Here is a 14,310-nt window from a genome sequence, read left to right on the forward strand (position 1 = left end):
ACGGCAGGTGCCTGCACCCCGACCTGGGCGCGACTGTGAACGATGGCCAGCGACATGGATTCTTCCTTGAAATGCATGAGCGGGCATCGTGCGGTATTTGCAAGGTGTGGGGGTGGGGGGAATGGATACAGGGTGTGAACAGAGCAGGCGCAGATGACGTCTGCAAAAGAAAACCCCGCCAGGCTTGCGCCTGACGGGGTTCGGTCGTGCATGCGGCTCTTGCGAACGCTTACAGCGCCATGTCGGTCGCGGCGTTGCTTTCACGCGGCTTGGCCGGTGTGGCAGGCGCTGCCGGCGCAACGGCTGGAGCCGCTGCACCGTTGACGGCTGGCGGCGTCGGCAGTTGCAGGACTTCGGCGGTGTAGGCCCACTCTTTGGCCACCGCTTCCGGGCTGCTGTTGAGCTTGGTGCCGTAGCTTGGCACGATCTGGTGCAGCTTTTCCTGCCAGGCAGGCGTCGCCACTTTGTCCTTGAAGACCTTTTCCAGCACGCTCAGCATGATCGGCGCGGCAGTCGAAGCACCCGGGGAGGCGCCCAGCAGGCCGGCAATCGTCTTGTCCTCGGACGTTACGATCTCGGTGCCCAGTTTCAGCACGCCGCCCTTGTCTTCGTCACGCTTGATGATCTGCACGCGCTGGCCGGCTTGCCACAGGCGCCAGTCTTCTTTCTTGGCGTTCGGGAAGTATTCGCGCAGGGCTTCCAGGCGATCGTCGTCGTCCAGCATGACCTGGCCGGCGAGGTATTCGATCAATGGGTATTCCTTGATACCCACCTTGGTCATCGGCCACATGTTGTGCGTGTTGGTGCTGGTCAGCAGGTCGAAGTACGAGCCGTTCTTGAGGAACTTGGTCGAGAAGGTCGCGAACGGGCCAAACAGGATCACGCGCTTGCCATCGAGCACGCGGGTGTCCAGGTGGGGAACCGACATGGGCGGCGAGCCAACCGATGCCTTGCCATAGGCCTTGGCCAGGTGCGCTTCGGCAATGGTCGGGTTCTCGGTCACCAGGAACGAACCGCCGACCGGGAAGCCGCCGTATTCCTGGGCTTCAGGAATGCCCGATTCCTGCAGCAGGTGCAGGGCACCGCCGCCGGCGCCGATGAACACGAACTTGGCGTCAGTGGAGGTCTCGGTGCCGTCCTTGAGGTTCTTGTAGGTCACGCGCCAGCCGCCGTCGGCGTTGCGCTTGATCTCTTCGACTTCGCTGGACAGCTTGAGGTCGAACTGCTCTTTGGTCTTGAGGTGGCCGACGAACTGGCGGGTGATTTCGCCGAAGTTCATGTCAGTGCCGATCGGGCTCCAGGTGGCAGCGATCTTCTGGCTCGGGTCACGCCCTTCCATCATCAGCGGCACCCATTGCTTGATCTGCGCCGGGTCTTCGGAATACTGCATGCCGCTGAACAACGGGCTGGCCTTGAGTGCCTCGAAGCGCTTCTGCAGGAACTGGATGTTCTCGTCGCCCCACACGAAGCTCATGTGCGGGGTGTAGTTGATGAACGAGCGCGGGTCCTTGAGCACGCCATTCTTGACCTGCCAGGCCCAGAACTGACGCGAGATCTGGAACGACTCGTTGATCTCGATCGCCTTGGAGATGTCGATCTTGCCGTCTTTGCCTTCCGGGGTGTAGTTCAGCTCGGCCAGGGCCGAGTGACCGGTGCCGGCATTGTTCCAGCCGTTGGAGCTTTCTTCGGCGACGGCGTCCAGGCGTTCGACCATTTCGATCGACCAGCTCGGCTCCAGTTCGTTGAGCCAGACACCCAGGGTGGAACTCATGATGCCGCCGCCAATGAGCAGTACATCCACTTTTTTGGCTTCGGCGGCATGGACAGGCATGAAACCCACCGACAGCGCCAAGCCGAGCAAGGCCTTGTTCACTTTATTAAACATGTTGTAGTTCCTAGGATTAACGCCATCCCTCCTGCCATTCTTGCGCTACCACAGGCCCGGAGACGGTAATGACTACCGCGTTGTCCAAGGCTGCCTTGCAGCAAGGCTGGAGAGGCGACTCACCAGATCGAAAAAAATCGACCTCATTATTATGTCCCTCCCGTGCTGATCTCTTATTAGTTGTTGGCTTCAGCGACTTCGATGACACTTCGGTGTACCGGCTCGTCTGGCGTCGTGGCACCAGGGTCAAGCCTTCTTGCTTGCTCGCGCCCATCAGGCGGATCGCGGATTCGTCTATGTCACAGCGCCGGACCGGGCGTGCCCGGCAGCGTCCGACCTGCCTCGATGAGGCAGACGGGGAGTGACCTGAACGATTCAGCCGGGCATTTTAGACGAAAAAGCCAGATAAAAGACCTCCAGTTGCAGGGGTCTTGGCGCAATACCCGTTATCGACAGACAAAATGTCGTGTCGACAGGGACAAGCGTCAGGCGTCTGCAGGTACCTGCATCGTCCGTGACACTTTATGGGAGCCTGCGAAACTCAGTCCCGAGATTCGCCGGTCTCGCTATTTTCCAATGCGGCGACTTTCGCTTCCAGTGCTTCCAGACGAGCGCGCGTGCGGGCCAGGACAGCCATCTGGCTGTCGAACTCTTCGCGGCTGACCAGATCGAGCTTGCTGAAGGCGCTCTGCAGCAGAATCTTGAACTGGGCCTCGAACTCGTTGCGCGGCAGCGGCGTGTCGCCATTGAACAGGCGTGAGGCGTGATCGCTCAGGGCATCGAGCAGGGCTTTGGGGGCGAGCATGAGGATTTCCCGTTAGCAAATGCGCGCCAGTGTAGCACGGTGCATTTTTCCCTTGGTCTGGCGCACGCTTATCGCGCATCCGGGCGTGCACGCATGCACCGTTATTGTGCGTCTTGCAGCACCTGACGGCCTGCAAAGGCCGTCGATCAAGAGCAATGGCCTGATTTCAATGAAAAATTACGAGCTGGCAAGCTTTCTGCTTAGTCCCTTGTGACCCATGCACTGATGCAGTCGCTGTGACGAAGGCAGTGCGGCAGGCTACGCGGGGAAGTGTTTCGTCAGATACAGCTATCTGGCAGCGATCGGCGCCTGAATGCGGCGCGCGAGACGTTACAAAGCCAGGCACTGCGCTTAGACTTGAGACGGGTTTGTTTTCCTGGGGCAAGTCCACCAATTCGGGAGAAAGTTTCATGAAACTAGTCACTGCAATCATCAAGCCGTTCAAGTTGGACGACGTGCGCGAATCGTTGTCCGAGATCGGCGTGCAGGGCATCACTGTCACGGAAGTCAAAGGTTTCGGGCGTCAGAAGGGTCACACCGAGCTGTATCGCGGTGCTGAATATGTAGTCGACTTCCTTCCCAAGGTGAAAATCGATGTCGCCATCGATGACAAGGACCTGGATCGGGTGATCGAGGCCATCACCAAGGCGGCCAACACCGGCAAGATCGGCGATGGCAAGATTTTCGTAGTCAATCTGGAACAGGCCATCCGCATCCGTACCGGCGAAACCGATACCGACGCGATCTAACAGCCGCCAAACCCAACGCCCCAGGAGAAACAATATGACTCTGCGTCAATTCGCAGGGCTAGGAGCCCTGTTGTCCCTCGCTTTACCTGGTCTGGCCCTGGCGGCTGAACCTGCTGCAGAACCTGTGCTGAACTCCGGCGATACTGCATGGATGTTGACGGCGACGGCCCTGGTTCTGTTCATGACCATTCCAGGTCTTGCCCTGTTCTACGGCGGCATGGTCCGTTCCAAGAATATCCTGTCGGTGATGATGCAGTGCTTTGCCATCACCGGTCTCATCAGCATCCTCTGGGTGGTGTACGGCTACAGCCTGGCGTTCGACGCCACCGGCATGGAAGAGGGCGTGGTCAACTTCAGCTCCTTCGTCGGCGGCTTCCAGAAAGCCTTCCTGGCCGGCGTGACACCTGCAAGCCTGACCGGTGCTGCCGCACTGTTTCCTGAAGCGGTGTTCATCACCTTCCAGATGACCTTCGCGATCATCACCCCGGCGCTGATCGTCGGTGCGTTCGCCGAGCGCATGAAGTTCTCCGCCATGCTGATCTTCATGGCCATCTGGTTCACCCTGGTCTACGCACCGATTGCCCACATGGTCTGGGGCGGTGTGGGTGGCCTGATGTGGGACTGGGGCGTGCTGGACTTCGCCGGTGGCACCGTGGTGCACATCAACGCCGGTGTGGCGGGCCTGGTGGCGTGCCTAGTACTGGGCAAGCGCAAAGGCTACCCGACCACCCCGATGGCCCCGCACAACCTGGGCTATACCCTGATTGGTGCGGCCATGCTGTGGATTGGCTGGTTCGGCTTCAACGCAGGCTCTGCGGCCGCAGCCAACGGCACTGCCGGCATGGCGATGCTGGTCACCCAGATCGCCACCGCCGCCGCCGCCCTGGGCTGGATGTTCGCCGAGTGGCTGACCCACGGCAAACCCAGCGCCCTGGGCATCGCCTCGGGTGTGGTGGCAGGCCTGGTGGCCATTACGCCGGCTGCCGGTACTGCAGGCCCGATGGGCGCACTGGTCATCGGCCTGGTGTCGGGTGTGGTGTGCTTCTTCTGCGCCACCAGCCTCAAGCGCAAGCTGGGCTATGACGACTCGCTGGACGCCTTCGGCGTGCACGGCGTGGGCGGTATCGTCGGCGCCATCCTGACCGGCGTATTTGCAGCCCCGGCACTGGGCGGCTTTGGCACCGTGACCGACATCGGCACCCAGGTCTGGGTACAGTTCAAGGGCGTGGCGTTCACCGTCGTGTACACCGCCATCGTGACCTACATCATCCTCAAGGTACTGGATGTGGTCATCGGCCTGCGCGTCAACGAAGAGGAAGAGGCCGTGGGCCTGGACCTGGCGCAGCACAACGAACGTGGCTACAACCTGTAAGCGCAACCTGAAAAGTGCCCGGCTAGCCGGGCATTTTTTTGCCTGAAATTCAGGGATCGACTCGACATCGGCGTTGTCATTGAGTAACCATCGGCGCGTGATGGCACAGGTTTCATGCGGCACGGGCGGCGCTTGTATTCGTCTCTGGCAGCACTGAACGCACGGTCGCTTTATCGCGCGCTTTGCTTTTTTCTCAGGCGAGTTAGAATGCGCGCCGAACGTGCGGAGAACGCCATGTGGCAGCAATCTGGAATTACCCTCCGGGCCAGGCCTCGCGGGTTTCATCTGGTCACCGATGAGATCGTGGCAGGCCTGCCGGAGCTGTCCGGTTGTCGTATCGGATTGCTGCATCTATGGCTGCAACACACCTCGGCCTCGTTGACGGTCAACGAGAATGCCGACCCGGCGGTACGTCGTGATTTCGAGCGTTTCTTCAACCGGCTGGTGCCCCAGGGCGTAGCCGGGCATGAACACAACGACGAAGGCCCCGACGACCTGCCGGCGCACTTCAAGGCCAGTTTGCTAGGCTGCCAGGTGGTTTTGCCGGTCTCGGCCGGTCGCCTGGCGCTGGGTACATGGCAAGGTGTCTATCTGGGCGAGCATCGGGATCATGGGGGTGCTCGTCGCCTCCTGGCCACCCTGCAGGGTGACTGGGATTGACCGCTGGTTCGAGCGGCTGCCGCGCCTTGAGACGGCTCGATTTTCAGCGCTGCTGAGCTATAACTAATTCTGCTTTCGCAAGTCATGAGGTTGAACATGAGCGACGACGACAACGACAACGATGATCTGGTAGACGATCTGGAAGGCGAAGAAGAGGGCGAGGAGCTTAGTGCAGCTCCGGAAGACGACGCCCCCGATACCGATGATGGCGAAGCCGCGATTACGCCTGCCAAGGGCAAATCCAAGGCCGCTGTCTCGGTTGACGAGTTGCCCAGTATCGAGGCCAAGCAAAAGGATCGCGACGCGCTGGCTCGCGCCATGGAGGAGTTCCTTTCTCGTGGCGGCCGCGTGCAGGAAGTGGAGGCCAACGTGGTCGCTGATCCGCCCAAGAAGCCGGACAACAAGTACGGCAGCCGTCCTATCTGACGGCTGCACGAACGCGTAACGAAAAGCCCGCCATTGCTGCGGGCTTTTTGTTGCCGGTGATGAAAACCAGCCGGGCGGTCAGGCCCAGCGGGCCAGCACTTCAGGCAGTTGCGACAGGTTGTGGATTTCGGCGTCAGGCCGGTTGTCGGCGTCCCAGACCTTGCCCTGCGGGTTGTACCAGATGGCGCGCAGGCCGGCACGCTGGGCACCGGCGATGTCATCTTCTGGGTGATCGCCGATGTGCACGGCGTGGGCAGGCTCGCAGCGGGCACGGCTCAAGGCTTCGAGAAAGGGTGCCGGGTCAGGCTTGCCAATGCCCAGGTCTTCGGCGCACAGGGCGAAGTTGAAGTAATCGGCCAGCCCCAGGCGGCGCACATCGGCATTGCCGTTGGTGATGACGCCCAGGGTGTAGGTCTTGGCCAGGATTTCCAGGGTCGGCAAGACTTCCGGGAACACCTGCACCTGATGGCGCCCATGCAGGAAGGTCTCGAAGCTGCGATCCGCCAGGTCCTGGGCTTGCTCGGGGTCGTAGCCGGCATCCTGCAGGGCCTGGAACAGCACGCGTCGGCGCAGGCTGCTGATACGGTGTTTAAGCGCCGGCTCCTGCTCGATCAAACGGGTGCGGATGGCCCACAGGTGCTCCACGGGCACCGGACCCAGGCGCGGGGCATGTTCGGTCAGCCAGTCACGCAGCACGGTCTCGGCGCCAAGAATGGCCGGTGCGTTGTCCCACAGCGTGTCGTCGAGGTCGAAGGTGATCAGCTTAATCATGGGACGCTACCTTTTTAATCATGGCCGCTGTCTTTGCGCCTGGCCCGAGGGTGGGCACTGTCGTAGACGCTGGCCAAATGCTGGAAATCCAGATGAGTGTAGATCTGCGTGGTGCTGATGTCGGCATGACCGAGCAATTCCTGCACCGCCCGCAGGTCCTGGGACGATTCCAGCAGATGGCTGGCAAAGGAATGACGCAGCATGTGCGGATGCAGGTTCTGGCCCAGCTCGCGCTCGCCAGCCGCCTTGAGGCGCACCTGGATGGCCCGTGGCCCCAGGCGCCGGCCTTGCAGGCCGATGAACACCGCGTTGTCGCGCGGGTTGGCCCGGGCCCGCAGGTCGAGCCAGGCCTGCAGGGCCTGGCGCGCCTTGCTGCCCACCGGCAACACGCGGGTCTTGTTGCCCTTGCCCAGCACCTGCACCAGGCCATCGTTCAGGTCCAGTTGCTCAAGGTCCAGGCCGGTCAGCTCCGACAGGCGCAGTCCTGAGGAGTAGAACAGCTCCATGATCGCCTGGTCGCGACGGGCCAGGAAATCGTCCTCCACAGCCCCTTCGAACAGTTGCGCAGTGCGGTCGGTGTCCAGGGTTCTGGGCAGGCGTCGTTCGCCCCTGGGCGGCGACAGGCCGTTGGCCGGGTCGTGCTGGCACAGGCCTTCGCGATTGAGGTACTGGTACAGGCCGCGCACCGCCGACAGCAACCGGGCCAGGCTGCGTGGCGATTGCCCCTGCTGGTGCTGGCGGGCCACGAAGCTGCGCAGTTGCTGGATGTCCAGATCGGCCCAACGGCCCAGCGACTGCTTCTGGCAGAACGCCAGGACCTTGTTCAGGTCGCGCCGGTAGGCCTGCAGGGTATGGGGCGAAACCTGGCGCTCACTGTGCAGATGCGTGCAGTAGGCCTCCAGCTGTCGCTCCATGCTCAGCGAACCGAGCGCAGCGATTGGGTCAGACGCGGCAGCAGACGGCTGAGCACGTCGGCGATGTAGCTCAGAAACAGGGTACCGACCGAGCTCTTGTAGTGCTTCGGGTCACGGCTGCCAATCGCCAGCACGCCGAGCAGGCCCTGATGATTGAGCGTGACCAGGGCCGTGGAGCCGACCTGCCGGCCTTGTTCGGCACCGAACAGGAAGGCCAGCTCGTGCTCGCGCAACGCACCGCACACGGCCTTCTCGCCCATCAGGCCGCCAATGGCAACCTGCGCCTCACTGCTGCTGGTCCAGCGTCCGACCGGCATGTTGTTGTCGCCAAACAGCACCAGGCTCACAAACGGCACCTGGAAGTCATGACGCAGGCTGTCTTCGACGGTAATGACCAGTTCGTCGAGACTGCCGGCGTCCATCAAAGCCAGGTTCAGGCGGCGGGTCTTCTCGAACAACCGATCGTTGTCACGGGCCACGTCCATCAGTTGCGACAGGCGATGGCGCATCTCGATATTGCGCTCACGCAACAGCTTGAGCTGGCGCTCGACCAGCGAAACGCTGTCGCCACGCTGGTGAGGAATACGCATCGACACCAGCAGTTCGTCATGCTCGGCGAAAAACTCCGGATGGCGCAGCAGGTAGGCGATGACCGCCTCTGCTTCCGGGTCATGCGAGACGCCGTTGATCGGTGTCTCGCCGGGCGAGAGTGAAGCAGGAGGCTGATCGGTCATCGCATGTGTTCCCTCATAAACGAACCTGGCCTTCATAGACCCGCACCGCAGGCCCGGTCATCAATACCGGCTGGCCGGGTCCCGCCCATTCGATGGACAGGCGCCCGCCCGGCAGGTCGATCAGCACGGGCGAGTCCATCCAGCCCTGGCTGATGGCTGCCACGGCAGCCGCGCAAGCGCCCGTGCCACAGGCCTGGGTCTCACCGGCACCGCGCTCCCAGACACGCAACTGGGCGCGCTGGCGGTCCACGACGTGGAGAAACCCTACGTTGACCCGCGCCGGAAAACGCGGGTGATGCTCAATCTTCGGACCCAGTTCATGCACCGGGGCGTTGTTGATGTCGTCAACGCGCAGCACCGCGTGCGGGTTGCCCATCGACACGGCTGCCAGCTCGACGTGCTGGCCGTCCACATCCAGGTCATAGCTGACGGCCTGTTGCGGAGCCTGGAAAGGGATCTGCTCGGGCACCAGCCGTGGCGGGCCCATGTCGACGCAGATCTGTCCGTCACTGCGCACATCCAGCTCGATGATGCCGCTTTTGGTCTCGACACGGATCAGGCGCTTGGTGGTCAGGCGCTTGTCCAGCACGAAGCGGGCAAAACACCGCGCGCCGTTGCCGCATTGCTCGACCTCGGAGCCGTCGGAGTTGAAGATCCGGTAGCGGAAATCCACGTCCGGGTTGCTCGGCGCCTCGACGATCAGCAGTTGGTCAAAACCGATGCCGGTGTGCCGGTCACCCCATTGTTTGGCGTGCTTGGGCAAGATGTGCGCGTGCTGGCTGACCAGGTCCAGAACCATGAAGTCATTGCCCAGCCCGTGCATCTTGGTAAAACGCAGCAGCATGGGATCACTCCGGCAACAGGCTTTCGCCGGCAAACAGCTCGCTCAGGGTTTCCCGACGACGCACTTCGAAAGCGTCGCTGCCATCGACCAGTACTTCAGCGGCGCGGCCGCGGGTGTTGTAGTTCGAGCTCATGACAAAACCATAGGCGCCGGCCGAGTGAACCGCCAGCAGGTCGCCTTCGGCCAGGGCCAGTTCCCGGTTCTTGGCCAGGAAGTCGCCGGTCTCGCAGATCGGGCCGACGATGTCGTAGATGCGCGCAGCACCGTCACGCGGGCGCACGGCCGTGACGTCCATCCAGGCCTGGTACAGCGCCGGGCGGATCAGGTCGTTCATGGCCGCATCGACGATGGCGAAATCCTTGTGTTCGGTGTGCTTGAGATACTCGACCCGGGTCAGCAGCACGCCGGCATTGGCGACGATGAAGCGACCCGGCTCGAACACCAGGCCCAGGTCGCGGCCCTCGAGACGTTCACGCACGGCCTTGATGTAATCGCCGGCCAGGGGCGGCTCTTCGTCGCGATAACGCACGCCCAGGCCACCGCCCAGGTCGATATGGCGCAGGTGGATACCGCAGTCGCCGAGGCGGTCGACCAGGTCGAGCAGGCGGTCCAGGGCATCGATGAACGGTTCCAGCGTGGTCAGTTGCGAGCCGATATGGCAATCGACGCCGACCACTTCCAGGTTCGGCAACTGCGAGGCGCGAACATAGACGTCTTCGGCATCATTGATGGCAATGCCGAACTTGTTTTCTTTCAGGCCCGTGGAAATGTACGGGTGGGTGCCGGCATCCACGTCGGGGTTGACCCGCAGCGACACCGGGGCACGGACACCCAGTTCGGCGGCCACGACCTGCAGGCGCTCCAGCTCGTCGGTCGACTCGACGTTGAAGCAGTGCACGCCGACTTCCAGGGCGCGGCGCATGTCTTCGCGGGTCTTGCCCACGCCGGAGAACACGATCCGCTCGGCCTGGCCGCCGGCGGCCAGGACACGCTCGAGTTCACCGCGCGAGACGATGTCGAAGCCTGCGCCCAGGCGCGCCAGGACGTTGAGCACGCCCAGGTTGGAGTTGGCCTTGACGGCAAAGCACACCAGGTGCGGCATGCCGCTCAGGGCATCGGCATAGGCACGGTACTGCGCCTCGATGTGGGCGCGCGAGTAGATATAAGTGGGCGTGCCGAAACGTTCGGCAATGGCAGACAAGGCCACGCCTTCCGCGAACAGCTCGCCGTCGCGGTAGTTGAAAGCGTCCATGGATTACCCTTGAGAATGCTTGTGCGATTGCGACTTGGCTTGCTCGTCGGAGGACTTGCTGTCATCGGGCAGGTACAGCGGGCCTTTCTGCCCACAGGCGGTGACAAGACAGGCGACCGCGAGGAGCGCAGCAAGCGAAGAGATCAGGCGCTTCATGGCGAAATCCTTTGTATAAGCTTTGATTGCGGCCGAGTATACCGGCCACCCGGCGGCTTGCCTATGCGGCGGCCTTTCCGTCTGGCGGGGGTTTGACGCAATTGATGCTCACGCGTGGTGCGATTGCGGATTACTGACGCTGGCGGCGTGCGAACATGGGCAGGCTTTGCATTTGGCCGGCTGCGCCCGTATCGTGCGCGACACATGCGATATCCGTCGCCACTTTCCCGAGGTTCATGCAATGAGTTTGACCGAAGCCCGCTTCCACGACCTGGTCGATGCAACTCAGGAGAATCTGGAAGACATTTTCGACGCCAGTGAACTGGACCTGGACATGGAAAATTCGGCCGGTGTACTGACCGTGAAATTCGAGAACGGCTCGCAGCTCATCTTCAGCCGTCAGGAGCCGCTGCGTCAGCTATGGCTGGCCGCCAGGTCGGGTGGTTTCCACTTCGACTATGACGAACAGGAAAGCCGCTGGGTCTGCGACACCAGCGAAGAACTGCTCAGCGAAATGCTGGTGCGCATCACACTTGAACAGGCCGGCGTAGAGCTGGACTTCGACGAGATCTGATTGTGACCGTAACAAGTAATCCACGCCCGCCCAAGCCGCTGTACAGCAATGTCAGCCCGGCCGTGCCTTCACCCTGTGTCAGCCTGTGCCGGCTGGATGAGCACAAGGTCTGCCTGGGCTGCTTCCGGCATGTCGAGGACATCCGCGAATGGCGCTCGGCCGATGACGACCGCCGCCGCCAGATCCGCAGCGCTGCCGATCGGCGCCGGTCACTCGTGGCGGGCGCGGCCGTCAGCTAGGGCTGTTCTGCATTGCGTCATTGAGGTGCTTTTCCAGCCGCGCCTTGTGATGCAGATAGAGGATGCTCTGGCCGTGGCCGTCCGGGTTCAGGCCTGACAGGTCCAGGTCGGTGATGTAGCAGCGATAGCGCTCGGTTTCGTGACGCCGTGCCAGAATCTGTCGGGCCACGGCGGCGAACAGGTGCTCTCCGTATTCGAGTTCGGAGAATTCGCGGTTGTCGCAGTACAGCGTGACATTCACCTGCCCTGGCACGCTTTCCTCAATGATGGCCTGCACATCATAGAAAGGCTTGTCGGTTGCCGTCGGCGCCTGCCGTGGCTCGATGCTGCGCGCGCGGCTGCTGCCCGAGGGCAACACTTGGTAATACAACACCTCCAGCGCCACTGGCGCCTGCACGGTATCGAGTGGCAATGACGCACCACGCCGGTAGAGCATGGCCTGGAAAAACCGTTGCAAGGGTTGCAGCAGGCTCGGCTCGTCATGCCAGGGCAGGTTCTGGTGCCACAGGGTGTTGTGCTCGTCGAGTACATACAGGTCGGCGAAGGCTTCGTTGACCCGGTAGAACACCTGGATGCACTCGGGCTGGCCGTGCGGCACGATCACGGTCAGGTCATGATCATCCAGCGCCTGGGGATCCAGGTACAACGGGCTGTAGCAGGGCAGCGCCTCGCCCAGGTAGCTGAACAGGCCGGACAGGCTGTTGATCACCACCGGCGTGATGCGCCCGTTCAACAGTTCCAGCACGTGGTACTGCTTCTGGACCTGGATCAGGTAGCGGTGATTCAGGCGTCGGGCCACCAGCAGCCGGGCCGTGTCGACGATGTCTTCAACACGCTGGGCGATGGCCTGGGCCCGGTTGTGACAGAAACAACTGACCCGGATACGCGGCTGGGCCGGTCCCTCGGGCAGGCTGCCCAGCAGGTCGACCAGGCAATCGAGCAAGGCATGCGGGCCTTCATAGCGACTGAACAGGGTCTCGTTCCAGCTATTGAGGGTGATCTGGTCCAGGGTCAGGACCAGGTTTTCCCGCGCGCCGGCATAGCTGAGCGAGTCGGTGCGCTCGGTGGTCATCAGAATGTTCAGGTCGCGATGATGACGCAACGGGTCCAGACCGACGTTGACCAGCAGCAGGATCTCTCTGGGCACGCTGGGCTTGAGCAGTTGTTCGTCGCTGACCGTCGGTAGCGGCAGGGCGAAACTCTGTTGCAGGGCGCCGGTGAGGTTGAACAGTTCAAGCTCGCTCAAGTCGCTGATGCCCGGGTGCAAGGCCAGGCGCGTGCTGTTGTCGATGACCTGGTTGCGATGACACCAGGCCAATAGCTCAAGCAGTTCGCGGCTGCGCTTGAGGGGCGTGAAGCTGGGCCATTCATGCGCACTCAGGCTGCCGTTGTACAGGCTCCACTGGTGTTTGCCCGGTTCGCGCTTGTTGGGCGAGTGCACCAGGGTCAGGGTGTCTTCGGCCAGGTCCGGGGCAATCCCGGGGTTGATGAACTCGATCTTGCCGGCCTTGCGCTCGAAAGCGGCATACAGTCGACGGCCCAGGATGCTCATGTCGCGGGCATTGATCGACTGGGTGGTGTTCTGGGTCTTGGCCAGTTGGGTCAGAAAGCGATAGCTGTAGTTGAGCTCGTTGACCAGCGCATGCCGCTCGTGGCTCACCTGGCGGACTTTCCACTGGTTGCGGCTGTCGAGCAAAGTCAATTGTTGCTCGTCCCATCCCCATTCGCTTGTCAGGCGCTCCATGACCTGGCGTTGCCAGCCGGCGCTGCGCTGGCGTCCGGTCAGCTTTTTGTTGACCTTCAGGTACAGGCTGCGGCGTACCAGTTCCAGGCGTTCGGGCTCGTTGCGCGCGCGCAGGTGCTCCTCGATACGGCGATACACCACCATGTACGGGTCCAGTTCGTCCAGATCCGGCTGCCGGGCGAACACGGCCTTCTTGTAGCGCAGGCTCAGGCACTGCACATCCGGGTACTCGCTGGCGTAGACCTCGATCAGCAACAGCTTGAGCGCCGACTTGTACGGCGAGTCGATACCCTTGAACAACTGCCACAGCCCGGCGCCGACGAATTCGCCGGGGGGAATGTGCGCCATGTGCCCCAGGTCGAGTACCTCATCGGCACGAATGAAACGCTTGGACAGCAGGGTATGGGTGTAGGCGTCATACCGTGCTTCTTCGTAGGCCGGCACCAGCCACCACAGGGGCGTGCGTCCGGCCAGCCACAGGGCGGTGCGATAAAACTCATCGAGCAGCAGATAGTGCTGCGCGGTGCCGCAGTCATCGGAGCTCAGCTGCGCATCTCGATCGCCCACCCGGAAGCGTTGTGGGTCGATCAGGAAAAAGTGCGCCTCGGCGCCCTGAGTGTCGGCCCAGACTTCCAGCGCCTGGCATTTCTTGCGCAGTTCGGCAATGGCATTGGGGGCCAGCTCGCTGTCGTGGCAGACCCATACGTCCATGTCGCTCTGATCGGCCTGGGCCAGGGTGCCCAGGCTGCCCATCAGGAACAGGCCATGGATCGGCTGGGGCGCATGGTTGTGGCGCACCTTGTACGAGAACGAACGGGTCAGGCGCTGCGCTTCGGCCAGCACCGGGGCGGCCGGATCGTAGTTGGACACCCCCGCCGGCGTGCTGCCGGACACATAGCCTGGCAACAGCGGATGATTGACGTGGAACAACAGCGGCAACAGCGTCAAGACGTTCTGCTGGCGCGGCGACAGGCCTTCACGGGCACGTGCCAGTCGTCCTTCGTTGAGGCTCAGGAAACGGTTGCGCAATTGGCCAAGGACCTTGCGGTCAATGCCTTCGTCCAGATCGGGACGGATTTCAAAAGGGGACGTCATCGCAGCGTTAACCCGGAGTGGCAGGCTTTATTGACGGCGTTATCTGAAGTATCTGCCGTTTGTCCGGTGCCTGTTGGCGGACAGCATAGC

The 14,310-nt window shown here is 62.3% G+C and carries 15 protein-coding genes; 6 read left to right on the forward strand and 9 right to left on the reverse strand.

Annotation, left to right across the window (positions count from 1 at the left end; genetic code table 11):
- Window positions 1-229 precede the first annotated feature (229 nt).
- Together mqo and DGA31_RS16685 are read right to left on the reverse strand one after the other, a co-directional pair.
- Window positions 230-1,885 carry a malate dehydrogenase (quinone) gene (gene mqo / locus DGA31_RS16680; protein WP_056841091.1) on the reverse strand — a complete coding sequence of 552 codons (1,656 nt, stop codon included), beginning with the start codon at window positions 1,883-1,885 and terminating at the stop codon, window positions 230-232.
- Between the two features lie 541 nt (window positions 1,886-2,426).
- Window positions 2,427-2,690 carry an accessory factor UbiK family protein gene (locus DGA31_RS16685; protein ID WP_056841090.1) on the reverse strand — a complete coding sequence of 88 codons (264 nt, stop codon included), beginning with the start codon at window positions 2,688-2,690 and terminating at the stop codon, window positions 2,427-2,429.
- 410 nt (window positions 2,691-3,100) lie between these two features.
- On the opposite strand from DGA31_RS16685, the gene glnK reads away from it, so the two are divergent.
- From glnK to sutA, 4 genes are all read left to right on the forward strand, one after another.
- A complete protein-coding gene (glnK, locus tag DGA31_RS16690; protein ID WP_002555808.1) occupies window positions 3,101-3,439 on the forward strand; it encodes a P-II family nitrogen regulator in 339 nt (112 codons plus the stop codon).
- A 34-nt stretch (window positions 3,440-3,473) separates the two neighbouring features.
- A complete protein-coding gene (locus tag DGA31_RS16695) occupies window positions 3,474-4,811 on the forward strand; it encodes an ammonium transporter (RefSeq protein ID WP_109513322.1) in 1,338 nt (445 codons plus the stop codon).
- 234 nt (window positions 4,812-5,045) lie between these two features.
- Complete coding sequence (locus DGA31_RS16700) at window positions 5,046-5,471, forward strand: secondary thiamine-phosphate synthase enzyme YjbQ (protein ID WP_056841505.1); 426 nt, start codon at window positions 5,046-5,048, stop codon at window positions 5,469-5,471.
- A gap of 96 nt (window positions 5,472-5,567) precedes the next feature.
- Window positions 5,568-5,897 carry a transcriptional regulator SutA gene (gene sutA / locus DGA31_RS16705; protein ID WP_056841088.1) on the forward strand — a complete coding sequence of 110 codons (330 nt, stop codon included), beginning with the start codon at window positions 5,568-5,570 and terminating at the stop codon, window positions 5,895-5,897.
- A gap of 78 nt (window positions 5,898-5,975) precedes the next feature.
- On the opposite strand, the gene DGA31_RS16710 is transcribed toward sutA, so the two are convergent.
- From DGA31_RS16710 to lptM, 6 genes are read right to left on the reverse strand one after another with little or no spacing between them, the layout of a single operon-like run.
- Entirely contained in the window at window positions 5,976-6,668 is a 693-nt protein-coding gene (locus DGA31_RS16710; RefSeq protein WP_056841087.1) for an HAD family hydrolase, read from the reverse strand.
- 14 nt (window positions 6,669-6,682) lie between these two features.
- Window positions 6,683-7,582 (reverse strand): tyrosine recombinase XerC, encoded by a 900-nt coding sequence (gene xerC, locus DGA31_RS16715; protein WP_109513323.1) that lies wholly within the window; start codon window positions 7,580-7,582, stop codon window positions 6,683-6,685.
- A gap of 2 nt (window positions 7,583-7,584) precedes the next feature.
- Window positions 7,585-8,316, reverse strand: a complete 732-nt coding sequence (locus DGA31_RS16720; protein WP_109513324.1) for a DUF484 family protein — start codon at window positions 8,314-8,316, stop codon at window positions 7,585-7,587.
- A 13-nt stretch (window positions 8,317-8,329) separates the two neighbouring features.
- Window positions 8,330-9,160 carry a diaminopimelate epimerase gene (dapF, locus tag DGA31_RS16725; RefSeq protein ID WP_109513325.1) on the reverse strand — a complete coding sequence of 277 codons (831 nt, stop codon included), beginning with the start codon at window positions 9,158-9,160 and terminating at the stop codon, window positions 8,330-8,332.
- A 4-nt stretch (window positions 9,161-9,164) separates the two neighbouring features.
- Complete coding sequence (gene lysA / locus DGA31_RS16730; RefSeq protein WP_109513326.1) at window positions 9,165-10,412, reverse strand: diaminopimelate decarboxylase; 1,248 nt, start codon at window positions 10,410-10,412, stop codon at window positions 9,165-9,167.
- A 3-nt stretch (window positions 10,413-10,415) separates the two neighbouring features.
- On the reverse strand, window positions 10,416-10,568 hold the full coding sequence (gene lptM, locus DGA31_RS16735; protein WP_082481780.1) for an LPS translocon maturation chaperone LptM: 153 nt from the start codon (window positions 10,566-10,568) through the stop codon (window positions 10,416-10,418).
- Between the two features lie 241 nt (window positions 10,569-10,809).
- On the opposite strand from lptM, the gene cyaY reads away from it, so the two are divergent.
- Together cyaY and DGA31_RS16745 are read left to right on the forward strand one after the other, a co-directional pair.
- A complete protein-coding gene (cyaY, locus tag DGA31_RS16740) occupies window positions 10,810-11,142 on the forward strand; it encodes an iron donor protein CyaY (protein WP_056841082.1) in 333 nt (110 codons plus the stop codon).
- Between the two features lie 2 nt (window positions 11,143-11,144).
- Window positions 11,145-11,381, forward strand: coding sequence for a DUF1289 domain-containing protein (locus DGA31_RS16745; protein WP_056841081.1), 237 nt, complete (start codon window positions 11,145-11,147; stop codon window positions 11,379-11,381).
- Here DGA31_RS16745 and DGA31_RS16750 read toward each other — a convergent pair.
- Window positions 11,374-14,220, reverse strand: coding sequence for a class I adenylate cyclase (locus DGA31_RS16750; protein WP_109513327.1), 2,847 nt, complete (start codon window positions 14,218-14,220; stop codon window positions 11,374-11,376). The two genes, DGA31_RS16745 and DGA31_RS16750, sit on opposite strands and share 8 nt — an antisense overlap.
- Between the last annotated feature and the right edge of the window lie 90 nt (window positions 14,221-14,310).

Source organism: Pseudomonas ovata, from assembly GCF_003131185.1.
In the GTDB taxonomy this organism is placed as follows: Bacteria; Pseudomonadota; Gammaproteobacteria; order Pseudomonadales; family Pseudomonadaceae; genus Aquipseudomonas; species Aquipseudomonas ovata.

Excerpts from the sequence above, each read along its gene's own strand:
- cyaY (WP_056841082.1), top strand. The coding sequence starts at position 10,810 with ATGAGTTTGACCGAAGCCCGCTTCCACGACCTGGTCGATGCAACTCAG.
- DGA31_RS16685 (WP_056841090.1), bottom strand. The coding sequence starts at position 2,690 with ATGCTCGCCCCCAAAGCCCTGCTCGATGCCCTGAGCGATCACGCCTCA.
- DGA31_RS16695 (WP_109513322.1), top strand. The coding sequence starts at position 3,474 with ATGACTCTGCGTCAATTCGCAGGGCTAGGAGCCCTGTTGTCCCTCGCT.
- mqo (WP_056841091.1), bottom strand. The coding sequence starts at position 1,885 with ATGTTTAATAAAGTGAACAAGGCCTTGCTCGGCTTGGCGCTGTCGGTG.
- sutA (WP_056841088.1), top strand. The coding sequence starts at position 5,568 with ATGAGCGACGACGACAACGACAACGATGATCTGGTAGACGATCTGGAA.
- DGA31_RS16750 (WP_109513327.1), bottom strand. The coding sequence starts at position 14,220 with ATGACGTCCCCTTTTGAAATCCGTCCCGATCTGGACGAAGGCATTGAC.
- glnK (WP_002555808.1), top strand. The coding sequence starts at position 3,101 with ATGAAACTAGTCACTGCAATCATCAAGCCGTTCAAGTTGGACGACGTG.
- DGA31_RS16720 (WP_109513324.1), bottom strand. The coding sequence starts at position 8,316 with ATGACCGATCAGCCTCCTGCTTCACTCTCGCCCGGCGAGACACCGATC.
- lptM (WP_082481780.1), bottom strand. The coding sequence starts at position 10,568 with ATGAAGCGCCTGATCTCTTCGCTTGCTGCGCTCCTCGCGGTCGCCTGT.
- dapF (WP_109513325.1), bottom strand. The coding sequence starts at position 9,160 with ATGCTGCTGCGTTTTACCAAGATGCACGGGCTGGGCAATGACTTCATG.
- DGA31_RS16710 (WP_056841087.1), bottom strand. The coding sequence starts at position 6,668 with ATGATTAAGCTGATCACCTTCGACCTCGACGACACGCTGTGGGACAAC.
- xerC (WP_109513323.1), bottom strand. The coding sequence starts at position 7,582 with ATGGAGCGACAGCTGGAGGCCTACTGCACGCATCTGCACAGTGAGCGC.
- DGA31_RS16700 (WP_056841505.1), top strand. The coding sequence starts at position 5,046 with ATGTGGCAGCAATCTGGAATTACCCTCCGGGCCAGGCCTCGCGGGTTT.
- lysA (WP_109513326.1), bottom strand. The coding sequence starts at position 10,412 with ATGGACGCTTTCAACTACCGCGACGGCGAGCTGTTCGCGGAAGGCGTG.